This window comes from uncultured Pseudomonas sp. (genome assembly GCF_913777995.1).
Taxonomy (GTDB): Bacteria; Pseudomonadota; Gammaproteobacteria; order Pseudomonadales; family Pseudomonadaceae; genus Aquipseudomonas.
The window spans coordinates 224,354-246,452 of record NZ_CAJYVE010000034.1; the positions used below are offsets into that span (position 1 = coordinate 224,354).

Consider the following 22,099-nt stretch of genomic DNA (forward strand, 5'->3'; position numbering starts at 1 on the left):
GACGGTTTGCGCGACATTGCTGGCAACCAGCCCGCCGTCGAACAGCCTGGCATGACCTGGACGCCTGCCGAACCGCACATTGAAAACCCTTTGGGAGTTGATGATTAATGGATATCCGTAAAGTCAAGAAACTGATCGAGCTGCTGGAAGAGTCCGGTATCGACGAACTGGAAATCCGTGAAGGCGAAGAGTCCGTACGAATCAGCCGTCACAGCAAGACTCCGGCCCAGACCTACTACGCTCCAGCCCCTGCCGCCGCACCGGTTGCCGCGCCAGCGCCTGCTGCTGCCGCTCCAGCCGCCGACGCCGCACCGGCCGCCCCGAAACTCAACGGCACCGTGGTCGCTTCGCCAATGGTCGGCACCTTCTACCGCACGCCGTCGCCAACTTCCCCGGCGTTCGTCGAAGTCGGCCAGACCGTCAAGAAGGGCGACACCCTGTGCATCGTCGAAGCCATGAAGATGATGAACCACATCCAGGCCGAAACCAGCGGCACCATCGAGTCCATCCTGGTAGAGAACGGTCAGCCGGTTGAGTTCGACCAGCCGCTGTTCACCATCGTTTGAACCAGGGAGACCCTGCGATGCTGGAAAAAGTCCTGATCGCCAACCGCGGCGAAATCGCCTTGCGCATTCTGCGCGCCTGCAAGGAACTGGGCATCAAGACCGTCGCCGTGCACTCCACGGCCGACCGCGAGCTGATGCACCTGGGCCTGGCGGATGAAACCGTCTGTATCGGCCCGGCCATCGCTACCCAGTCGTACCTGAACATCCCGGCGATCATCTCGGCCGCCGAGCTGACTGGCGCCACCGCCATCCACCCTGGCTACGGCTTCCTGGCGGAAAACGCCGACTTCGCCGAGCAGGTCGAGAAATCCGGTTTCGCCTTCATCGGCCCGTCCGCCGACGTGATCCGCCTGATGGGCGACAAGGTCTCGGCCAAGGACGCGATGATCCGCGCCGGCGTTCCGACCGTACCGGGTTCCGACGGCCCGCTGCCTGAAGACGAAGAGACTGCACTGGCAATCGCCCGTGAAGTCGGCTACCCGGTCATCATCAAGGCCGCTGGCGGCGGTGGTGGTCGCGGCATGCGCGTGGTGCACAAGGAAGAAGACCTGATCTCTTCGGCCAAACTGACCCGCACCGAAGCCGGCGCGGCATTCGGCAACCCGATGGTCTACCTGGAGAAGTTCCTGACCAACCCACGCCACGTGGAAGTGCAGGTGCTCTCCGACGGCCAGGGCCACGCCATCCATCTGGGTGACCGCGACTGCTCGCTGCAGCGCCGCCACCAGAAGGTCCTGGAAGAGGCCCCGGCACCAGGCATCGACGAGAAGGCCCGCCAGGAAGTCTTCGACCGCTGCGTACGCGCCTGCATCGAGATCGGCTACCGCGGCGCCGGCACCTTCGAGTTCCTGTACGAGAACGGCCGCTTCTACTTCATCGAGATGAACACTCGTGTGCAGGTAGAGCACCCGGTTTCGGAAATGGTCACCGGTATCGACATCGTCAAGGAGATGCTCAGCATCGCCGCCGGCAACAAGCTGTCGTACACCCAGGACGACGTGAAGATCCACGGCCACGCACTGGAGTGCCGGATCAACGCCGAGGATCCCAAGTCGTTCATTCCAAGCCCAGGCCTGGTCAAGCACTTCCACGCGCCGGGCGGCAACGGCGTCCGCGTCGATTCGCACCTTTACAGCGGCTACAAGGTCCCTGCCAACTACGACTCGCTGATCGGCAAGCTGATCACCTGGGGCGCCACCCGTGACGAGGCCATGGCCCGCATGCGCAACGCGCTGGACGAGATCGTGGTAGACGGCATCAAGACCAACATCCCGCTGCACCGCGAGCTGACCCGTGATGAAGGCTTCTGCAAAGGCGGAGTCAACATTCACTACCTGGAGCACAAGCTGGCCAGCGAGAAGTAATTCTCCCTGCCTTGCATGCACCCCACACAAGCCCCGCCTCGCCGGGGCTTGTGTGTTTTCCGCCCCTGGCCGGCGAACGGCCGGGCAAGCGGTCTGTCGAACACGACCACCTGCGCACCCTTCACAAGCTTTTGCCAGCAACCTGAAGTAAACTGCGCGGCTTTCCCGACATATCCACAGGTACACCCCATGCCCTGGCTGCAAGTCCGCCTCGCCATCAGCCCTGAACAAGCCGAGACCTACGAAAACGCCCTGCTCGAAGTCGGCGCCGTATCGGTCACGTTCATGGACGCGGAGGACCAGCCGATCTTCGAGCCGGAGCTCAACACCACGCCGCTGTGGGCGCACACCCACCTGCTGGCGCTGTTCGAGGCCGATACCGATGCCGACCTGGCCCTGGCGCACCTGCGCCTGCTGACCGACGCCGAGCTGCCCGAGCACAGCGCCGAAGTCATCGAAGATCAGGACTGGGAACGCAGCTGGATGGACGACTTCCAGCCCATGCGCTTCGGCCAGCGCCTGTGGATCGTGCCCAGCTGGCACGCCGCACCGCAGCCTGATGCCGTGAACCTGCTGCTCGATCCGGGCCTGGCCTTCGGCACCGGCACCCACCCGACCACCGCGCTGTGCCTGGAGTGGCTCGACGGTCAGGACCTGGCCGGCTGCAACGTCCTGGACTTCGGCTGTGGCTCCGGCATCCTGGCCATCGCCGCGCTGCTGCTGGGCGCACCCAAGGCCGTGGGGACCGACATCGACGTGCAGGCCCTGGAGGCTTCGCGCGACAACGCCGGACGCAACGGCATCGCCGCCGAACGCTTCCCGCTGTACCTGCCCGAAGACCTGCCGGCCGAACCGGCCGACGTGCTGGTGGCCAATATCCTGGCCGGCCCGCTGGTTTCCCTGGCGCCGCAGCTGGCCAGCCTGGTCAAACCGGGCGGCCGCCTGGCACTGTCGGGCATCCTCGCTGAACAAGGCGCAGAAGTGGCAGCGGCCTATGCCGATGCCTTCGACCTCGACCCGATCGCCGACCGTGATGGCTGGGTACGCATCACCGGCCGCCGCCGCTGACCGCTGCCTGAACCGGAGCGCCGCATGACCGACAGTTTCGTCACCCAGTGTCCGCACTGCCAGACCAGCTTCAAAGTCAACTATGCGCAATTGAGCGTGGCACGCGGCGTGGTTCGCTGCGGGTCCTGCCTGGAGGTGTTCAACGCCGCCAAACAGCTGGTCGAGCAGAGCGCCCAGGGTCGTGAACCCCCCACCCCCCTGTCGCCCCCTGTGCCGGCCGAACCGCTGACAGCGGTGCCCGCCATCACCGTACCGGTGATCGAGCCTCCCGCGGCTGCGCAATCGCCAGCCTCCGCCGAACCACCGGCCAGGCATGCCCAATCGGACACGCTCGACGCCGAGGCCGGTGAGGATTATTGGCACGTCAGCGAACTGGACCTCGACGCCCTGGACCTGGACGGCGAGCTGGCACGCCTCGAACAGCGCGAGATCCAGCAGGCCGAAGCCTTCCAGGCGGCGCCGCCGGCCTCGCTGAGCGCGCGCCGCGATGCGCCGCAGACCGACCAGGGCGACTGGATCGACAGCCTGCCCAATGACGACGTGGAACCGGCACCGCCACGTGAGACCACGCCGCTCAGCGCCCGAGACCGCGACCCGGACCTGGACCAGAACACGGCCGAGGACCTTGACGACGAACCGCCGCTGCACGAGACGCGCACCGAGCCTTCGTTGTCGCTGACCCCACTGCCGCTCGACGACACGGAACCTGATGTCACGCCGCTGGAGCCGCGCAAGCCTGCGCAGGACAACAGCGCACGCCTGTCGGCACGGGATGACGACGCCGACGACGACACGCTGGATGACGAGCCCGCCGACCCGCGCGGACGCAGCGAACCGGCGATCCGTGACAAGGCCCTGCTGGACCTGACCGACGACCCGCTGCAGCTCGACTGGCAGCGCCCCAAGCCACGCTGGGGCCGCCGCCTGCTGTGGAGCACGCTGGTCGTGCTGGCCCTGGGCGGGCTGGCCCTGCAATACGTCTGGTATCACTTCGACCATCTGGCGCGCCAGGACCAGTACCGCCCCTGGTTCCAGCAACTGTGCCCGCAGCTGGGCTGCAAGGTGCCGTCGAAGGTCGACATCAACCAGCTCAAGAGCAGTAACCTGGTCGTGCGCAGCCACCCGGACTTCCAGGGCGCCCTGGTGGTCGATGCGATCATCTATAACCGCGCGTCCTTTTCCCAACCCTTTCCATTGCTGGAGCTGCGCTTTGCCGATACCAGTGGTCAGCTGATCGCCAGCCGTCGGTTCAAGCCCGGCGAATACCTGTCCGGAGAGATGGCTGGCAAGGAAGAGATGCCGCCGCAGACTCCGATCCATATTGCCCTGGACATCCTCGATCCAGGCGCCAAGGCCGTGAACTACAGCCTCAACTTCCGCTCCCCCGAATAGCCGGCACAGACCGGCAAAGAGCGCTTGCGCAACGCTTGAAACCTGCTTTTTGCAGCACGATCGATGCTGATCACGTGCCAGACCCACGAAAAACGCGCTATCGGCAATAAGACGACAGCTGTTCAGATTTTATCCAGTTCAGCCTTTATCCAGTCATCGAGAGCGGGTATCATGCCAACCCTTTTTCAAACTCCCGGTTCGGTCTCGTCGTTGCGCAAGCGGTTGGACGGACGAACTGTTGCAGACCGTGTGCAACGGTTTTCACGCGGCCTGTGGATGATTCGGCCCCTTTATAGGTAAAGCTATGTCGGCGGTACGCATCGGTCCCCATACATTGCAGAACGGCTTGATCCTCGCCCCGATGGCGGGCGTCACCGACCAGCCTTTCCGCCAGTTGTGCCGCAGCCTCGGAGCCGGCCTGGTGGTCTCGGAAATGGTCACCAGTGACATGAGCCTGTGGAACAGCCGCAAATCGCGCCTGCGCATGATCCATGAAGGCGACCCCGAGCCGCGCTCGGTGCAGATCGCCGGTGGTGACCCGCAGATGCTGGCGGACGCGGCGCGTGCCAATGTCGAACTGGGTGCCCAGATCATCGACATCAACATGGGCTGTCCGGCCAAGAAGGTATGCAACAAGGCAGCCGGTTCCGCGCTGCTGAAAGATGAACAACTGGTGAGCGAGATCCTGCAGGCCGTGGTGGCCGCAGTCGATGTACCGGTCACCCTGAAGATCCGCACCGGCTGGGACCGTGACAACCGTAACGGCCTGACGGTCGCGAGGATCGCCGAACAGTCCGGCATCCAGGCGCTGGCGGTCCACGGCAGGACCCGCGCGGATCTGTACACCGGCGAAGCCGAGTACGACACCATCGCCGCGATCAAGCAGGCGGTGTCGATCCCGGTCTTCGCCAATGGCGATATCGATTCACCGGAAAAGGCCCGGCAGGTGTTGCAGCACACCGGGGCCGACGGGTTGTTGATTGGCCGGGCCGCCCAGGGCCGCCCGTGGATTTTTCGCGAGATAGAGCACTACCTGCGCACCGGCGAGAAACTCCCCGCGCCCCCGTTGGGCGAAGTGGAACGGATCCTGCTGGAGCACCTGACGGCGCTGCATGCCTTCTACGGCGACGTGATGGGCGTGCGCATCGCACGCAAGCATGTCGGCTGGTATCTCGCAACCTTGCCGGGCGCCAGGGAGTTTCGCGCCCACTTCAATCGTTTGGACGATACACAAGCACAGTGCGCCAACATCCGGGCGTTCTTCAGCCAAGGCTGCCAGGGCCCGGATAACGAGAATGAAGAAGAGGTGGCCGCATGACGATGATGACCGAGACTTTAGTGAGTGGAACAACACCCGTGAGCGACAATGTCAATTTGAAACAGCACCTGAACACGCCGAGCGAAGAGGGCCAGACCCTGCGCGGCAGTGTCGAGAAGGCGCTGCACAATTATTTCGCCCACCTTGAAGGCGCCACGGTCACGGACGTGTACAACCTGGTGCTGTCCGAAGTCGAGGCGCCACTGCTCGAAAGCGTCATGAACTACGTCAAGGGCAACCAGACCAAGGCTTCCGAGGTGCTGGGACTGAATCGCGGCACCCTGCGCAAGAAACTCAAGCAGTACGACTTGCTTTAAGCGATGCAGACAAACCAAGGCGACCACCCACAGGTCGCCTTTTTTGCTGATTACCTTTAGCTTTGATGGAAATCGAGATGACCGACCAGACCACCCGCCTGCCGATCCGCCGCGCCTTGATCAGCGTTTCCGACAAGACCGGTATCCTGGAGTTCGCCCGTGAACTCGAAGCCCTGGGCGTGGAAATCCTCTCCACTGGCGGCACCTTCAAGCTGCTGCGCGACAACGGCGTCGCGGCCGTAGAAGTGGCTGACTACACCGGCTTCCCGGAAATGATGGACGGCCGCGTCAAGACCCTGCATCCGAAGATCCACGGCGGGATCCTGGGCCGTCGCGGCACCGACGACGGCGTGATGGGCGAGCACGGCATCCAGCCGATCGACCTGGTCGCGGTCAACCTGTACCCCTTCGAAGCCACCGTCGCCAAGCCTGGCTGCGACCTGCCGACGGCCATCGAGAACATCGACATCGGCGGCCCGACCATGGTCCGTTCCGCGGCCAAGAACCACAAGGACGTGGCCATCGTGGTCAACGCCAGCGACTATGCCAGCGTCCTGGAAAACCTCAAGGCCGGCGGCCTGACCTACGCGCAGCGCTTCGACCTGATGCTCAAGGCCTTCGAGCACACCGCCGCCTACGACGGCATGATCGCCAACTACCTGGGCGGCATCGACCAGCGCGCCGAGACCCTGTCCACCGAAGGCCGCGGCCAGTTCCCGCGCACCTTCAACACCCAGTTCGTCAAGGCCCAGGAAATGCGCTACGGCGAGAACCCGCACCAGAGCGCGGCGTTCTACGTCGAGGCCAAACCGGCCGAAGTCGGTATCGCCACCGCCACCCAGCTGCAGGGCAAGGAACTGTCGTTCAACAACGTGGCCGACACCGACGCCGCGCTGGAGTGCGTGAAGAGCTTCGTCAAGCCAGCCTGTGTCATCGTCAAGCACGCCAACCCGTGCGGCGTGGCGGTCTGCCCTGACGACGAAGGCGGCATCCGCAAGGCCTATGACCTGGCCTACGCCACCGACACCGAGTCGGCGTTCGGCGGCATCATCGCCTTCAACCGCGAACTGGACGGCGAAACCGCCAAGGCCATCGTCGAGCGTCAGTTCGTCGAAGTGATCATCGCGCCAAGCGTCAGCGCCGAGGCCCAGGCCATCGTCGCCAGCAAGGCCAACGTGCGCCTGCTGGCCTGCGGCCAGTGGGGCGAGCGCCAGCCGGGTTGGGACTACAAGCGCGTCAACGGCGGCCTGCTGGTACAGAGCCGTGATATCGGCATGATCAGCCGTGACGACCTGAAAGTGGTCACCCAGCGCGCGCCGAGCGAGCAGGAAATCCACGACCTGATCTTCGCCTGGAAAGTGGCCAAGTTCGTCAAGTCCAACGCCATCGTCTACGCCAAGAACCGCCAGACCATCGGTGTCGGCGCTGGTCAGATGAGCCGCGTCAACTCCGCGCGCATCGCCGCCATCAAGGCCGAGCATGCGGGCCTGCAGGTCGAGGGCGCGGTCATGGCCTCGGACGCCTTCTTCCCGTTCCGTGACGGCATCGACAACGCCGCCAAGGCCGGCATCACCGCCGTCATCCAGCCAGGCGGCTCGATGCGCGATGCGGAAGTCATCGCCGCTGCCGACGAAGCGGGTATTGCCATGGTGTTCACCGGCATGCGCCACTTCCGTCATTAAGAACGGCCGCACTGGCGCAGGCGTCTGCTGCGTTGGAGGGGGCGGCCCCGATGCTCATTGCCATGAGGCAACTGCGCTCGGTGCCGCCTTCTTCGCCCTGCATCCGCCCGCGCCAGTGCGATCTCGCGATGCGGCGCTGCCGAACCAGGCAGTACTCATCCCTTAGAATTTGCGTCATCGAGGTTTTGACATGAATGTTTTGATCATTGGCAGCGGTGGCCGTGAACACGCCCTGGCCTGGAAAGTCGCGCAGGATCCGCGCGTGGCGAAAGTCTTCGTGGCCCCTGGCAACGCCGGTACCGCCACCGAGGCCAAATGCGAAAACGTCGCCATCGACGTGCTGGCCCTGGAGCAACTGGCCGATTTCGCCGAGAAGAACGTCGGCCTGACCATCGTCGGCCCCGAGGCACCGCTGGTGGCTGGCGTGGTCGACCTGTTCCGCCAGCGTGGCCTGCCGTGCTTCGGCCCGACTGCCGGTGCCGCACAGCTGGAAGGCTCCAAGGCCTTCACCAAGGACTTCCTGGCCCGCCACAAGATCCCCACCGCCGACTACCAGAACTTCACCGAGATCGAGCCGGCCCTGGCCTACCTGCGCGAAAAGGGTGCGCCAATCGTCATCAAGGCCGACGGCCTGGCCGCTGGCAAGGGCGTGATCGTCGCCATGACCCTGGCCGAAGCCGAAGACGCGGTGCGTGACATGCTCGCGGGCAATGCCTTCGGTGAAGCGGGCTCGCGGGTGGTGATCGAGGAGTTCCTCGACGGCGAGGAGGCCAGCTTCATCGTCATGGTCGACGGCCACAACGTGCTGCCGATGGCGACCAGCCAGGACCACAAGCGCGTCGGCGACGGCGACAGCGGCCCGAACACCGGCGGCATGGGTGCCTACTCGCCCGCCCCGGTGGTCACCGCCGAGGTCCACCAGCGGGTCATGGACCAGGTCATCTGGCCGACCGTCCGTGGCATGGCCGAGGAAGGCAACGTCTACACCGGTTTCCTCTATGCTGGTCTGATGATCGACAAGGCCGGCAACCCCAAGGTCATCGAGTTCAACTGCCGCTTCGGTGACCCGGAGACCCAGCCGGTCATGCTGCGCCTGCAGTCGAGCCTGGTGCTGCTGGTCGAGGCGGCCCTGGCGCAGGCGCTGGACAAGATCGAAGCCCAATGGGACGCGCGCCCGAGCCTGGGCATCGTCCTGGCCGCTGGCGGCTACCCCGGCGACTACGCCAAGGGCGCGGCAATCGCCGGCCTGGACGCCGCTGCCGCCCTGCCGGGCAAGGTCTTCCATGCTGGCACGGCGCTCAAGGACGGTCAGGTGGTGACCAGCGGCGGTCGCGTACTGTGCGCCACTGCCCTGGGCGAAAGCGTCGGCGAGGCGCAGCGCAACGCCTATGCGCTGGCAGCGAAGATCGACTGGGAAGGCAGTTTCTACCGTAAGGACATTGGCTATCGCGCCATTGCCCGTGAGCGTGGTGAAGGTCTGAAATAAGGCCCCCAGGTCAGCCCCGCAAGGGGCTGGCCGGTTTTACCCGCACCGCGCGTTTTTCAGGCATTCACTCACGAAGGGACTTCGCCGTGCGCTGGCTCAGGATCGCCATAACCTCCACAGCAGGAATGCTGGCCCTGTTCTTCCTGCTGTCGGCGCATGCCGCCGCCAGCACAGGCTGGTCGACCCTGCTCGACGAGCAAGGTCACTTGCAGATCGGTGACGTACGCGTCGCCCAGCAGCAGAACCAGTTCAGCCCCCGTGAACTGGACGCGATCACCGCAGCCGGCCCCGGCGGCGCGGTGTGGCTGCACTACCGGCTGCTGCCCAGCCCCCACGAACAACTGCTGCGCATCTTCGCTCCCGACCTGGCGAGCGCAGACCTCTATGTCTTCCAGGGCGACCGCCAGATCGACCTGCAACACACCGGCAACCTGGTCCCCAAGGAAAACCAGCGCCTGCCGTCCAAGGACTTCCTCCTCGCCGTGCCGCAAAGTCAGGTACCGCTGGACCTGTATCTGCGTCTGGCATCCAGCCAGCAGATGCGCCCCAACATCAGCCTGCAGCCAGCCATCGAGAGCGCCGCCGACGAGTGCGAGCCCTTCCTCTTCGGCCTGGTATTCGGCCTGCTGGGCATGCTGATCCTGCAGAACCTCGCCCGCTACAGCCACAGTCGTTCGCGTACCAACCTGTGGCTGGCCGCCTGCGAAGCCCTGCTGGCGCTCAGCGCCCTGCTGCTGCTCAACCTGCTGAACCTGTTCGACAGCTGGCGCATGGCCCAGACACCCGCTGCCCACGTGGCGCTGCTGCTGGCCGCCATCACCGGCCTGATGTACACCTACTGTTTCTTCGCGCACCGCAAGGCGCATGCCCTCGACCGCCTGCTGCTGGTCGACGGCGTGCTCATGGTCGTAGCCATCGCCTTGGTGCTGCTGGTCGACAGCCTGCCGATCAACGTGGTGACCTTCCTGTTCGTGTCACTGACCACGGTGAGCATCCTGGGCATCGCCATCCGCCACTGGGTGCGTGGCTACCGCTCCGCCCGGCTGTTCATGGCCTCGATGATCATCTTCAACATCGGCTACATGGTGGTGTTGCCGGGCCTGCTGTGGTTGAGCCTGATTCCGCCGCAATGGCTGATTCTGGCCCTGCTCGGGGTGTTCTGCGTCAGCGGCCTGTTGATGAACACCGCGCTGGGCGAGCGCCAGCGCAGCATCGCCGAAAGCCGCTTCAGCATCAGCCGCGACGAGGCCGCCAGCACGGCGGAGATCAACGCCAAGGCCGAGTTCCTGGCCAAGATCAGCCACGAGATCCGCACCCCCATGAACGGCGTGCTGGGCATGACCGAGCTGCTGCTCGACACGCCGCTGTCGGTCAAGCAGCGCGACTACGTGCAGACCATCCACAGCGCCGGCAACGAGCTGCTGACCCTGATCAACGAGATCCTCGACATCACCAAGCTGGAGTCCGGGCAGATCGAGCTGGACGACGTGCAGTTCGATATCGGCGCGTTGATCGAAGACTGCCTGAACATCTTCCGGGGCAAGGCCGAACAGCAGAACGTCGAGCTGATCAGCCTGGTGCAGTCGCAGGTGCCGAGGGTCATCAGCGGTGACCCGACGCGCCTGCGCCAGACCCTGCTGAGCCTGTTGGAGAACGCGCTGAAGAAGACCGAAGGCGGCGAAATCCTGCTGGTGGCCGGGCTCGACAGCCGCAACGGCAAGCCGCGCCTGCGCATTGCCGTGCAGGACACCGGCGAACCGCTGTCGGCCGAAGAGCGCGATGCCCTGCTGCACACCGAGCTGCACAGCCGCAACTTCCTGGCCTCCAGCAAGCTGGGCGGCCATCTGGGCCTGGTCATCGCCCGGCAGCTGATCCGCCTGATGGACGGCGAGTTCGGCATCCAGAATGGCAGCGGCCAGGGCAATACCCTGTGGCTGAGCCTGCCGCTGCCGGCGCACCTGCTGGATCAGCCGACCCTCGATCTGGACGGCCCGCTGCGCGATGCGCGACTGCTGGTGGTGGACGACAACGACACCTGCCGCAAGGTGCTGGTGCAGCAGTGCTCGTCCTGGGGCCTGAACGTCAGTGCCGTGGCCTCCGGCAAGGAAGCCCTGGCGCTGCTGCGTACCAAGGCGCACCTGCGCGACTACTTCGACGTGGTGCTGCTCGACCAGAACATGCCCGGCATGACCGGCATGCAGCTGGCGGCGAAGATCAAGGAAGACCCCAGCCTGAACCACGACATCCTGCTGATCATGCTCACCGGCATCAGCGATGCACCGAGCAAGGTTATTGCGCGCAATGCCGGGATCAAGCGCATTCTCGCCAAGCCGGTGGCCGGCTATACCCTCAAGACCACCTTGGCCGACGAGCTGACGCAACGAAACAAGGGGGACTCCCCGACCGTGCCAGCCCCGGCACCGATGGTCGCCAAGCCCATCGAACTGCCCAGCGACTTCAGGATTCTGGTGGCCGAAGACAACAACATCTCCACCAAGGTGATCCGCGGCATGCTGGGCAAGCTCAACCTCAAGCCCGACACCGCCAGCAATGGCGAGGAAGCGCTGCGCGCAATGAAAGCCCAGCGCTACGACCTGGTGCTGATGGACTGCGAGATGCCGGTGCTCGACGGTTTTTCCGCTACCGAGCAACTGCGCGCCTGGGAAGTGGGCAACCAGCGGGTGCGTACGCCGATCGTGGCGCTGACCGCGCACATCCTCAGCGAACACAAGGACCGTGCCCGCCAGGCCGGCATGGACGGCCACATGGCCAAGCCGGTGGAGCTGTCGCAACTGCGCGAGCTGATCGAATACTGGTTGGCGCAGCGCGAACGGCTCAGGTCGACGATGCGTGACGAAAAGACCTATCAGCAGAACTGAAATCGGCAGCCAAGAGGGTGGCGTTCGAGCAAGCCGCGCTCAAAACCCCTAGACTGGCGACCTCTTCCTTGCGCGAGCGCCTGCCATGCTGCATCTGCTGTCCAGCGTCTACCTGAAGATGTTGGTGCTCTACAGCCCCTTCTTCGTGCTGTCGTGTTTCATCAGCCTGTCGCGTGGCTATTCGCGCAAGGAACAGAAGCGCCTGGCCTGGAAGGTTGCGCTGGCCACCCTGCTGTCCAGCGTGCTGCTGTACCTGTTCGGACGGGTGATCTTCGATGTGTTCGGTATCACCGTGGACGCCTTTCGCATCGGCGCCGGCAGCGTGCTGTTCATTTCCGCGCTGGGCATGGCGCAGGGCAAGTCGGCGGTGCAGACCGACAACGTGCAGCAGGACGTCAGCATCGTGCCGCTGACTATTCCCATCACCGTAGGCCCGGGCACCATCGGCGCCTTGCTGGTGATGGGCGTCAGCCAGCCCCACTGGGACGACAAGATCCTCGCCCTGCTGGGCATTGCCCTGGCCAGCTTCACCGTGGGGCTGGTGCTGTTCATGGCCAACCGTATCGAACGCCTGCTGGGCGACCAGGGTCTGCAGATCGTCAGCCGCCTAATGGGGCTGTTCGTCTGCGCCCTGGCGGCGCAGATCATCTTCACTGGTATTCGCGGTTACCTGGTCACAGGCTAGCGCCGTTCAAGGCGCCAGCAAGCCCAGCTCACTCGGGTCGAACGCACGAATCACCGCGTGGCTCTTGCCAGCCAGATAGGCCTGCACGCTGGCACGACGTGCAGCATAACGCTGGGGTTCGAACCGATAGCTGCCGCCCTTGAAGTGCAGTACCAGCCGGCGCATGCCGGCCGAGCCATGGTCGACACCGACCCGCAGTGCACAGAGCATCAAGCTTGGCAAACCGTCGATGGTCATCTCGCAGGGCACGATCTGCATACTGCCGCGGCTTTCGGAAAACCCGCCGCCGCGAAAGTAAGCCGTGGCCATGTCACGAATACCCAACCAGCGAACCGCCCCTCGAACCAACGCGCTGACCTCGGCGCTGGCCACGCTGCTGGCCAGGCGGAAGCTGGCGGTCTCGAAGTCCGAGACACTGCTGAGCAGTACCGCATCCTTGATCACCAGGTTCTGCCGCACGAAACCATGACTTTCCAGGCGGTCGCGGTAGTAGTGCATCCAGTTGTGCCACTGGCCCTGGAAGTCATTGAGATGGCTGGCGAACAGCTGGGCGTATAGCAACACGTCCTGAATGTCGTCCCGGTATTCGGTCGGCACCGAGGCGTAGAATGCCAACAGGCTGTCCAGCTCGCCCACTCGGGCAACGAAGTCCGGCGCACTCATGGCATCTCCGCGCGCCGCGCAAGCGGCATGACCAACCCTGGACGCCGGTCGCGCAAGGCCTTGGCGAAAGCCTCGCGCAACGGCGCATAGAGCGTATGAGAGAGGATCAGCCGGTGAAAGCCAAGGCTCACGTTGCCGCGAATGCGCTCGCGACACCAAGGGCCCAGCAACTCATCGGCGCCCAGGGCGCAACGGCTGGTGAAATGCAGCTGCAGCAGCGTAAGGCTGTCATCGGTGTCCACCAAACCCAGCTGCAGGGCCAAGGTTGTGCCCTCTGGTGCCAGCACCTGGGAGGCGAACAGTTCGAACGCCGGTTGCAGGGCCTGGCAGTCGGCCAGTGCTGCTTCACTGCGTTCAAGCAAGGCAGCACTGACGAACCCGGGCCGCCAGGCGCGTGCCCAGTCCCAGAGCGTGGCCGTGGTCAGTTCCGGTGCCGGCTGCAAGAAGCTTTCGCTGGCCTGTGACAGCCAGCCAAAGCGCAGTGCGGCCTGCAACCAGGTGGCCTTCCACTGCGGGTACTCGGCGAAGCGCGAATGCTTGCGCGAGGCGGCCAGTTGCACGTAGAGGGTGGAGTCCAGAACGTCCTGGTCGTGGGGCTGCCCATGGAAGAACAACAGGCAACCGGCATTGACGATCACGTCACTCGAAGGCTGGTTCATGATCCCCTCCTGTCTGGCACCCGGTCTTCAGATATCGAACTCGGCGATGGCCTGGCGCGAGCCGGCCGCCAGCTTCTCCTGCACCAGCTCACGGTGCTGGGCATACAGGCGGCTGTTCAGCACCAGGCTGTCTTCACCGCGATAGGTCTCGACATCGGCGCTGCCCCACTCCCAGAACAGAACATCGCGCACTTCGGTGTTGGCCTTGAAGCTGACCGCACCCATCACCACGTTGACCAGCCCATCGCCGGACTCGCTGCACGACGCCATGCGGAAATGCCCCCCCTGGTGAGTGCGGCTCTGGCGCTCGAACAGACGCAGTGGCTCGTCCTTGGCCCGCAGCGCCTGTACGGCATCGGTGGCGACTTTGAGCATGGCCACGGAAGCCGGGCCGGGTAACGCGGCGGCGGCCAGGGCCGAGGCGATGATTTCCAGGCCAACCTGGTCCATGGACAGGCGCTGCCCCTGCGCCTGGTAGCGGGCGTAGCGCCACTGGCTGGACAGCCAGCCCAGGCGCGACAGCACCTCGTTGAACTTGCCGTACCACAGTGGGCTCTGGGTTTCCGGGTTGAAGGCCTTGTTGGCCACCAGGGTGGCGAACAGGAAGGAGTCCATCACGTCCTGGCGATTCTGCGCCGAGGTGCCTTCGGTGAAGGCCAGCAGGCTGCTGGCGACCACGGCACCTTGTGCGACCGGTGCGGGTTGCTCATCGGCTGGGGCCATCGGCGTCGCGGCAACATGCTCGGCCAGCGAATGGCTGCAGTCGCTCAGCTCGCAATTGGCGATGTAGCTCAGGCGTGGGTCTGGGTTGAAAGGGGTTTGAGTATTCATGGTCATCGGTCCTTCTTGTTGTTGGGAGTCCTCATGGACGACTCGCAGGCTAGCGAGGAACACCGGGCGCTCCCACCGCCGAGACAGGCCGGAATACGCGGTCGCGGGCGTAGGATCGGCCAAGCGCCTGCCGCAAACCGGATACGGAAATTTCCACATGACGCCCCAGCCAGCAGGCCGAAGCCGCAGGAACGGTGAAGCGGGCGAGAACCTGGGGAAAGAGATGACAGCAGTGATCGGCTGCCGTCAGGCAGCGCCGCATCACATCAGAGAAGAAATCGCGGGGTTCAATACAGATTCTGAATAGCCGTTACGGGCCGTTTCCTACGACGCGCAACGCCAGCGACCGATCCAGAGGGACCGGCCGCCACGGCGTCAGGGCTTGCTGCCATACCAGCGCGGGGTGTACACCCACTGCCCGCCATCGGCCCGCGGGAAGGTGCAGGTGGTCGACGAGCCGACCAGCACCATGGTGCGCATGTCGACCATTTCCGGCGTCAGCTCGCCGAGGGTCACCACCCGCAGCGCCTGTGCCGGGCGGCCTACGTCGCGGCCCAGGGTGACCGGGGTATCCGCTGCGCGATGCCGACGCACGATGTCCAGCGCCTGCCCCAGTTGCCAGGGCCGGGCACGGGAGATCGGGTTGTAGAAGGCCAGTACCAGGTCGGCCTGCGCCGCCAGGTCGAGACGCCGCTCGATGATCGACCAGGGCTTGAGGTTGTCCGACAGCGACACCACGCAGAAGTCATGACCGAGAGGCGCACCGGCCAGCGCCGCCGTGGCCAGGCTGGCAGACACGCCGGGCAGAATCTGCAGCTCGACGCCGCGCCAGTCTTCGCGGGCCGGATCGTCAACCACTTCATGCAGCGCTTCGAGCACGGCGGCGGCCATGGCGAACACCCCCGGGTCACCCGAGGACACCATGACCACCGAACGTCCTTGAGCGGCCAGCTCGAAGGCATGCCGCGCGCGCTGCATCTCTTCGCGGTTGTCGGTGTTATGCAGCACCTGATCGTCACGGAACGGGCCGGCCATGCGCACGTAGGTCTCGTAGCCCAGTACGTCGGTGGCACGCGCCAGCTCGGCCTGCACCGCAGGGACCATCAGCTCGCGCGCGCCAGGCCCCAGGCCGATGACCGCCAGCCGCCCACGCGGGCGACCGATGCGCGTCATGTTCAACGGCCGTGCGGCCACCCCGATGGACAGCGGACCGGGCAGCACCTGGAGCGCCAGACCGGTCTGGGCCAGGCGCGTCGCGCCATCCGACGCCGCCAGGTAACGCACCGGCACCTGCAACTGCGCGGCAGCCTGGTGCACGCGAGGATCGGCCATCTGGGCATCGGCGGCCAGCAGGCCGGCCAGGGACGGCTGGGCGATACCGGCCTGACGCAGCACAGCGCGCACCTCGTCGGCCAGCCCGTCGCCCGCCTCGCCAATGGCCACCAGCACGTTGCGCGGGTGGATCAGCAGCTCATCGACCGCCGGCTCACGCAGCGCGTGGCCGACATGGATGGTGCGCCGGGCATCGGCGGCTTGCGGCAACTGCGCCGTGCCCAGCCAAGGGGCGTCGCCCTCGATGCGCACGGTCTCGCCGCCTAACAGGTCGGAGACGAAGCGCTTGCCCTGCTCCAGATCAGCCAGTGCGTAACCGGCCGGCGGATTGAGCAGGCAGGTGCCGAAACGCAGCTCGCCGCTGGTGGTGATCGCCGGCGCCACCTGCAATGCACTGGCAATCTCACGGGCCAGCGCGTTGACCCCGGCCAGTCCGCCGAGCAACGGCACCACCGCGCTGCCGTCTTCGGCCACGGCCAGCACCGGCGGCTCGCTGCCTTTTTCCTGCAACAGCGGCGCCAGGGTACGGATCACGATGCCCGCCGCGCACAGGGCAATGATCGGTGCGCCGCTCTGGTAGAGCTGGCGCAGCGTGGCGCCGAATTCCGCATAGGCATGATCGGCGCCCTGCACGCGGCCTTCGAGGCCAAGCACCTGGGCGGCAGGCAGTACCTGCTGGATACGCCGGGCGGTGGCCAGGCCGCCGTTGCCGAGGATGACGATGGCCGGAGCGTTGTCAGCCATCAGCCTTGCCACCTTTCGCCCGGCACGATGATCAGCGAGAAGTACGGCGACGACATCGGGTCGACGTCATCCAGCGGCACGATCTTCTGGTTGGCCATGGTCGCCCGCTCGACGTACAGCGCACGACCCGCCAGGCCCAGCTCGCCGAGCACCTCGCGCACCTTGTGGAAGTTGCGCCCCAGTTTCATGATCACCGCCGCGTCGGCGTCGGCCAGCTTGCGCTTGAGTTCCTCGTGGGGCAGCACGCCAGATAGCACCGACAGGCTCTGGTTGCGGTACACCAGCGGCGCGCCAAGCACCGAGGCGCCGCCGAGCATCGAGCACACGCCGGGTATCACTTCGGCCGGGTAGCGCTCGGCCAGGCGGTCGTGCAGGTACATGTAGGAGCCGTAGAAGAACGGGTCGCCTTCGCAGATAACCGCCACGTCACGGCCAGCGTCCAGGTGCGCGGCCACTTCCAGGCTGGCCTGGTCGTAGAAGTCGCTGATCACCTGCTCGTAGGACAGCGGTGCGGGCAACACCTCGGTGGTCACCGGATAGACCAGCGGCAGCAGGATCTGCGCCTGCTGCAAGTGGCCCTCGATGATGCCAAAGGCGTTGCCCTTCTTGCCCTTGGCCACGAAATACGCCACCACCGGTGACTCGCGCAGCAGGCGCAGCGCCTTGACGGTGATCAGCTCCGGATCGCCAGGGCCGACGCCCAGGCCGATGAGTTTGCCGCGTGCCTGCATCACTCCACCTCCGTGGCCAGGGCGTTGACCGCCGCCACCGCCATGGCGCTGCCGCCACGCCGGCCCTGGACGATCACATAGGGCACGCCACGGCTGTCGGCGGCGAGCATGTCCTTGGACTCGGCGGCGCCGACGAAGCCCACCGGGAAGCCGATGATCAACGCCGGCTTGGGGGCGCCGGCATCGAGCATCTCCAGCAGGTAGAACAGCGCGGTCGGCGCATTGCCGATCACAACCACGCTGCCTTCCAGATGCTCGCGCCAGTGTTCCAGGGCGACCGCCGAGCGGGTGTTACCCAGGCTCTTGGCCAGCTCCGGCACGCCTTCGTCGTGCAGGGTGCAGATGATCGGGTTGCTGGCCGGCAGGCGAGCACGGGTGATGCCCTCGGAGACCATTCGCGCATCGCAGAGAATCGGTGCGCCCGCCGCCAGGGCCTGGCGCCCGGCGGTGCCGGCGCCCGGGGAGAAACGCAGGTCGTCGACCACATCGACCATGCCGCAGGCATGAATCACCCGCACGGCGAGTTTTTCCAGGTCGGCGGGGATGGTCTCCAGCCGCGCTTCGGCGCGGATGATCGCGAAGGAGTTGCGATAAATCTCCTGACCATCGCGGATGTAATCAATCATGCAGTGTGGCTCCGTGAGTCGACGGCCAGGTGTGCGCCGACGGCGTCAATAGTGAGGTCGCGAGCGCGCAGCACACCGAAGCCCGGGTGCTGCGCATCACGCTGGTAAAGATCGTAACGGCCGGGCGCCACCGCCAGCAGGGTGAACGGCGCCACATGGGCAGCCGCGCAGGAGCGCTTGCAGCCGGTGAGGTGGGCGCTGACACCACCGGGCAGCCGCTCGGCCAGGCGCACGGCATCGGCCTTGGTGTCGGCCAGCCCCTTGGCGCAACCCTGGGCACCGCTGCAGGCGGTCAGACGCGCCAGCGCCTGGTCAGGCGAAGCCAGCAGGCCCAGCGCCTGCAGCGCGTCCAGCAGCGCCTGGCCACGTTCGGCAGGCACGTTGGGCAACAGCAGGCTCTGCCAGGGCGTCAGGTGCAGCTGGCCGTCGCCGTACTGCACCGCCAATCGCGCCACCTGGCGCAAGGTGGCGCTGGTCAGCCGCCCGAGCGGCGCGACGGCGCCCACCGCCACGCACCCGGCCTGCGCCTGTGGATAAAGCCCCAGGTGGCGGTAATCCTGGTTCGTCGCAGGTTTCTGCCAGCCTTCGACTGCCTCCAGCGGAACCGGCATGCGCGCCCGCAACTGCGCCAGGAAAGCCGCCGCCGGCAGGTCGCTCAACAACTGGCGCATACGCGCCTGCTCGGGGCTGGCCAGGTCGAGGAACAGCTCCAGCACCGCCAGCACCAGTGCATGGCCCTGCTCGACCGGCACCGCCGCCAGCGGCGCATCGAAGGCCGGGCAACCGGCCAGGCCGAACGCCAGCCAGGTTTGCCCGTCGCGCTGCAGGGCCGACAACCACAGGTCATGAGGGTGTTCACGCATCGCCAGGCCCTCGCCGCCATCCAGGCACACGGCGAACTTCGGCGAAAGCTGATGCAGCCGCGGGCGCTGCTCCAGCGAAGTGAGGATCTGCGCCGCCAGCGGCCGGGTGTCGAGCAGCATGTCGCGGTCCAGCCCCGCGCTGGGGCTGAGCATCAGGTTGCGCACATCGTCGCTGGCCGGATTGCCAGGGCCCAGGCCGGCGCCCAGCAGGTCGGCGACCAGCGCCTGATGATCGCCATGGATGCCGCGAATCTGCAGGTTGCTGCGGTTGGTGAGTTCGATCACCCCGCCGGCATGCGTCTCGGCCGCAGCGGCCACCGCCAGGGCCTGCTCGGCGCTCAGTACCCCACCGGCCAGCTTGACCCGGCAGATTCCGCCATCGCGCGCCGCGACGATACGCAACAACCCCGGACAGGCCGAGGGACGGGGCGTAGCGAAGGATGGGCGAGCGGACTGCGGCTCGTTCAAGGGATCACCGATGCGGACAGACTGAAGACAGCGCGGGAGCATTGTTCCCGTCGGGCGCGGTATTATGCCTGCTTTGGCGGCAGGCATGAAAAACGCTCTGTCGGATGTTCGGATCGAGGAATGTAAATGGCTGCGTGGCTGACCGTCGTGGGTATCGGAGAAGACGGCTACAAGGGCCTGGGCCGCAATGCCCGGCATGCCCTGCTCAATGCCGCCGAAGTGTTCGGCAGCACCCGCCAGCTCGCCCTGCTGCCGCCGTGCATCGCCGCGCAGCGCCACCCCTGGCCCAGCCCCTTCTCGCTCAATGCGGTCCTGGAACGCCGTGGCCAGCCGGTGTGCGTGCTGGCCAGCGGCGACCCGATGCTCTACGGCGTCGGCGTGAGCCTGTCGCGGCTGGTGGAGCACAGCGAGATGCTCGTGCTGCCAGCGCCCTCCTCCTATTCCCTGGCGGCGGCACGCATGGGCTGGGCCCTGCAGGATGTGGTCACCCTTTCGGTGGTGGCTCGCCCGCTGGCGGCGGTCAACGCGCACCTGCACCACGGCCTGCGCCTGCTGATGCTGAGCAACGACGGCAGCAGCCCGGCTGCCCTGGCCGCGTTGCTGCGCGAGCGCGGCTTCGGGCCGAGCCGGATGACCGTGCTGGAACACTTGGGCGGCCCGGCGGAACGCCGCGTCGAGGGCCTGGCTGGCGACTGGCAAAACCCGGACATCGCCGCGCTGAATCTGGTGGCCATCGACTGCCGCATCGCCCCCGACGCCCTGCGCCTGAGTCCATTGGCCGGCCTGCCGGACCAGGCCTTCGAGCATGACGGCCAGCTCACCAAGCGCGACGTACGCGCAGTGACCCTGGCCCACCTGGCGCCGCTGCCCGGCGAACTGCTCTGGGACGTCGGCGCCGGCTGCGGTTCCATCGGCATCGAATGGATGCGCGCGCACCCCAGTTGCCGAGCCATCGCCATCGAGGCCGATGAAGGCCGCCAGGCGCTGATCGAAGGCAATCGCGACCGCCTCGGCGTACCGGGCCTGCAACTGATACGCGGCGCGGCCCCCGAAGCCCTGGCCGGCCTGGAGCGCCCGGATGCAATATTCATCGGTGGCGGCGTGACCCGCCCTGGCGTACTGGAGACCTGCTGGGAGCAGTTGCGTACCGGTGGGCGCCTGGTCGCCAACGCCGTGACCCTGCAAAGCGAAATGGCCCTGCTGAACTGGCGCGAGCGCCACGGCGGCGAGCTGACCCGTCTGCACGTGGCGCATGCGCGGCCGCTGGGGGAGTTCGACACCTGGCGCCAGGCCCTGCCCATCACTCTGCTGGAGGCGGTCAAACCCTGATGCGCGAAGAAACCGCCGAGCAACCCGCCCCGCTGCGCACCGGCCTGACCACCGGCAGCTGCGCCACGGCCACCAGCCTGGCGGCGGCGCGCCTGCTGCTCGGCGGGCCGGCGTGCGATGCGGTGCAGATCACCCTGCCCAAGGGCAAGCAGGTGCAGATGCGCCTGGAGTTCTGCCGGTTGCTGGAGGGCGGCGCCGAAGCCGGCACCCTCAAGGATGGCGGTGACGACCCGGACGTGACCCACGGCGCGCTGGTGTTCGCCCAGGTGCGGCTGACCGGCGAGCCGGGCGTGCGCTTTGTCGCCGGCCCTGGCGTGGGCACGGTGACCCGTCCCGGCCTGGTGCTGGGCGTGGGCGAGCCGGCGATCAACCCGGTGCCACGCCGCATGATGACCGAACACCTGCAGCAGCTGGCCGCCGAAACCGGCCACGCCGGCGGTTTCGAAGTGACCATTGGCGTGCAGGGCGGCGAGGCGCTGGCGCTGAAGACCATGAATCCGCGCCTGGGCATTCTCGGCGGCCTGTCGATTCTGGGCACCAGCGGCATCGTCCGGCCTTTTTCCTGCGCGGCCTACATCGCCTCCATCCACCAGGGCATCGATGTCGCCGCCACCAACGGCTACCTGCATATCGCGGCCTGTACCGGCAACGCCAGCGAAGACACCATGCGCAGGGTTTACGGCATTCCCGACATCGCGCTGATCGAAATGGGCGACTTCGCCGGTGCGGTACTCAAGCATCTGCGCAAGGTGCCTGTGCAGAAGCTGAGCCTGTGCGGCGGCTTTGGCAAAATCAGCAAACTGGCCGCCGGACACGTGGACCTGCACAGCCGGCATTCGAGCATCGATCTGCCGCAGCTGGCGCGCTGGGCCGCCGAGGTCGGCGCCAGTGACGACCTGCAACAGCAGATCATCGCCGCCAATACCAGCCAGCAGGCTCTGGCCCTGAGCCATGCGGCGGCCGTGCCGCTTGGCGATGTGGTGTGCCGCCACGCCCTGGTCTTCGCCCGCAGTGTGGTGCCCGCCAGCGTCGAGGTGGAAGTCTTCGCCATCGACCGTCAGGGCGGCATCGTCGGCCACGCCACATGAGAATCTCC

19 protein-coding genes are annotated in these 22,099 nt (G+C 66.2%); 12 read left to right on the top strand and 7 right to left on the bottom strand.

Features of this window, described 5'->3' with window-relative positions; all coding sequences use genetic code 11:
* Positions 1-107: 107 nt before the first annotated feature.
* From accB to QZ497_RS15515, 10 genes are all read left to right on the top strand, one after another.
* On the top strand, positions 108-566 hold the full coding sequence (gene accB, locus QZ497_RS15470) for an acetyl-CoA carboxylase biotin carboxyl carrier protein (protein WP_295476596.1): 459 nt from the start codon (positions 108-110) through the stop codon (positions 564-566).
* Between the two features lie 17 nt (positions 567-583).
* On the top strand, positions 584-1,930 hold the full coding sequence (gene accC / locus QZ497_RS15475) for an acetyl-CoA carboxylase biotin carboxylase subunit (protein WP_295476597.1): 1,347 nt from the start codon (positions 584-586) through the stop codon (positions 1,928-1,930).
* 189 nt (positions 1,931-2,119) lie between these two features.
* Positions 2,120-2,998, top strand: a complete 879-nt coding sequence (gene prmA / locus QZ497_RS15480) for a 50S ribosomal protein L11 methyltransferase (RefSeq protein WP_295476598.1) — start codon at positions 2,120-2,122, stop codon at positions 2,996-2,998.
* Between the two features lie 24 nt (positions 2,999-3,022).
* A complete protein-coding gene (locus QZ497_RS15485) occupies positions 3,023-4,390 on the top strand; it encodes a DUF3426 domain-containing protein (RefSeq protein WP_295476599.1) in 1,368 nt (455 codons plus the stop codon).
* Between the two features lie 304 nt (positions 4,391-4,694).
* A complete protein-coding gene (dusB, locus tag QZ497_RS15490; protein WP_295476600.1) occupies positions 4,695-5,708 on the top strand; it encodes a tRNA dihydrouridine synthase DusB in 1,014 nt (337 codons plus the stop codon).
* Positions 5,705-6,025 (top strand): DNA-binding transcriptional regulator Fis, encoded by a 321-nt coding sequence (fis, locus tag QZ497_RS15495; protein WP_295476601.1) that lies wholly within the window; start codon positions 5,705-5,707, stop codon positions 6,023-6,025. Before dusB ends, fis begins: the two co-directional genes overlap by 4 nt.
* 77 nt (positions 6,026-6,102) lie before the next feature.
* A complete protein-coding gene (gene purH, locus QZ497_RS15500) occupies positions 6,103-7,707 on the top strand; it encodes a bifunctional phosphoribosylaminoimidazolecarboxamide formyltransferase/IMP cyclohydrolase (RefSeq protein WP_295476602.1) in 1,605 nt (534 codons plus the stop codon).
* A 190-nt stretch (positions 7,708-7,897) separates the two neighbouring features.
* On the top strand, positions 7,898-9,193 hold the full coding sequence (gene purD / locus QZ497_RS15505; RefSeq protein ID WP_295476603.1) for a phosphoribosylamine--glycine ligase: 1,296 nt from the start codon (positions 7,898-7,900) through the stop codon (positions 9,191-9,193).
* 86 nt (positions 9,194-9,279) lie between these two features.
* Positions 9,280-12,072: a hybrid sensor histidine kinase/response regulator gene (locus tag QZ497_RS15510; protein WP_295476604.1), complete on the top strand. Its 2,793-nt coding sequence runs from the start codon at positions 9,280-9,282 to the stop codon at positions 12,070-12,072.
* Between the two features lie 85 nt (positions 12,073-12,157).
* Complete coding sequence (locus QZ497_RS15515) at positions 12,158-12,757, top strand: MarC family protein (RefSeq protein ID WP_295476605.1); 600 nt, start codon at positions 12,158-12,160, stop codon at positions 12,755-12,757.
* A gap of 6 nt (positions 12,758-12,763) precedes the next feature.
* Here the strand turns inward: QZ497_RS15515 and QZ497_RS15520 are convergent, their stop codons facing one another.
* The 7 genes from QZ497_RS15520 to cobG all read right to left on the bottom strand — a co-directional run bounded on the left by QZ497_RS15520 (position 12,764) and on the right by cobG (position 19,674).
* Positions 12,764-13,420: a hypothetical protein gene (locus QZ497_RS15520; protein ID WP_295476606.1), complete on the bottom strand. Its 657-nt coding sequence runs from the start codon at positions 13,418-13,420 to the stop codon at positions 12,764-12,766.
* A complete protein-coding gene (locus QZ497_RS15525; RefSeq protein WP_295476607.1) occupies positions 13,417-14,079 on the bottom strand; it encodes a hypothetical protein in 663 nt (220 codons plus the stop codon). The genes QZ497_RS15520 and QZ497_RS15525 overlap by 4 nt, the downstream gene beginning before the upstream one ends.
* Positions 14,080-14,106: 27 nt before the next feature.
* Positions 14,107-14,910, bottom strand: a complete 804-nt coding sequence (locus tag QZ497_RS15530; protein ID WP_295476608.1) for a hypothetical protein — start codon at positions 14,908-14,910, stop codon at positions 14,107-14,109.
* A 375-nt stretch (positions 14,911-15,285) separates the two neighbouring features.
* Positions 15,286-16,986, bottom strand: coding sequence for a precorrin-3B C(17)-methyltransferase (gene cobJ, locus QZ497_RS15535; RefSeq protein ID WP_295476609.1), 1,701 nt, complete (start codon positions 16,984-16,986; stop codon positions 15,286-15,288).
* Positions 16,986-17,717 carry a precorrin-2 C(20)-methyltransferase gene (locus tag QZ497_RS15540; RefSeq protein ID WP_295476656.1) on the bottom strand — a complete coding sequence of 244 codons (732 nt, stop codon included), beginning with the start codon at positions 17,715-17,717 and terminating at the stop codon, positions 16,986-16,988. Before QZ497_RS15540 ends, cobJ begins: the two co-directional genes overlap by 1 nt.
* Entirely contained in the window at positions 17,717-18,343 is a 627-nt protein-coding gene (locus QZ497_RS15545; protein WP_295476610.1) for a precorrin-8X methylmutase, read from the bottom strand. Before QZ497_RS15545 ends, QZ497_RS15540 begins: the two co-directional genes overlap by 1 nt.
* On the bottom strand, positions 18,340-19,674 hold the full coding sequence (cobG, locus tag QZ497_RS15550) for a precorrin-3B synthase (protein ID WP_295476611.1): 1,335 nt from the start codon (positions 19,672-19,674) through the stop codon (positions 18,340-18,342). The genes QZ497_RS15545 and cobG overlap by 4 nt, the downstream gene beginning before the upstream one ends.
* 126 nt (positions 19,675-19,800) lie before the next feature.
* Here cobG and cbiE point away from each other — a divergent pair, with 126 nt between their 5' ends.
* Entirely contained in the window at positions 19,801-21,003 is a 1,203-nt protein-coding gene (gene cbiE, locus QZ497_RS15555; RefSeq protein WP_295476612.1) for a precorrin-6y C5,15-methyltransferase (decarboxylating) subunit CbiE, read from the top strand.
* Positions 21,003-22,091, top strand: a complete 1,089-nt coding sequence (locus tag QZ497_RS15560) for a cobalt-precorrin-5B (C(1))-methyltransferase (protein ID WP_295476613.1) — start codon at positions 21,003-21,005, stop codon at positions 22,089-22,091. The genes cbiE and QZ497_RS15560 overlap by 1 nt, the downstream gene beginning before the upstream one ends.
* The last annotated feature ends 8 nt before the right edge of the window (positions 22,092-22,099 follow it).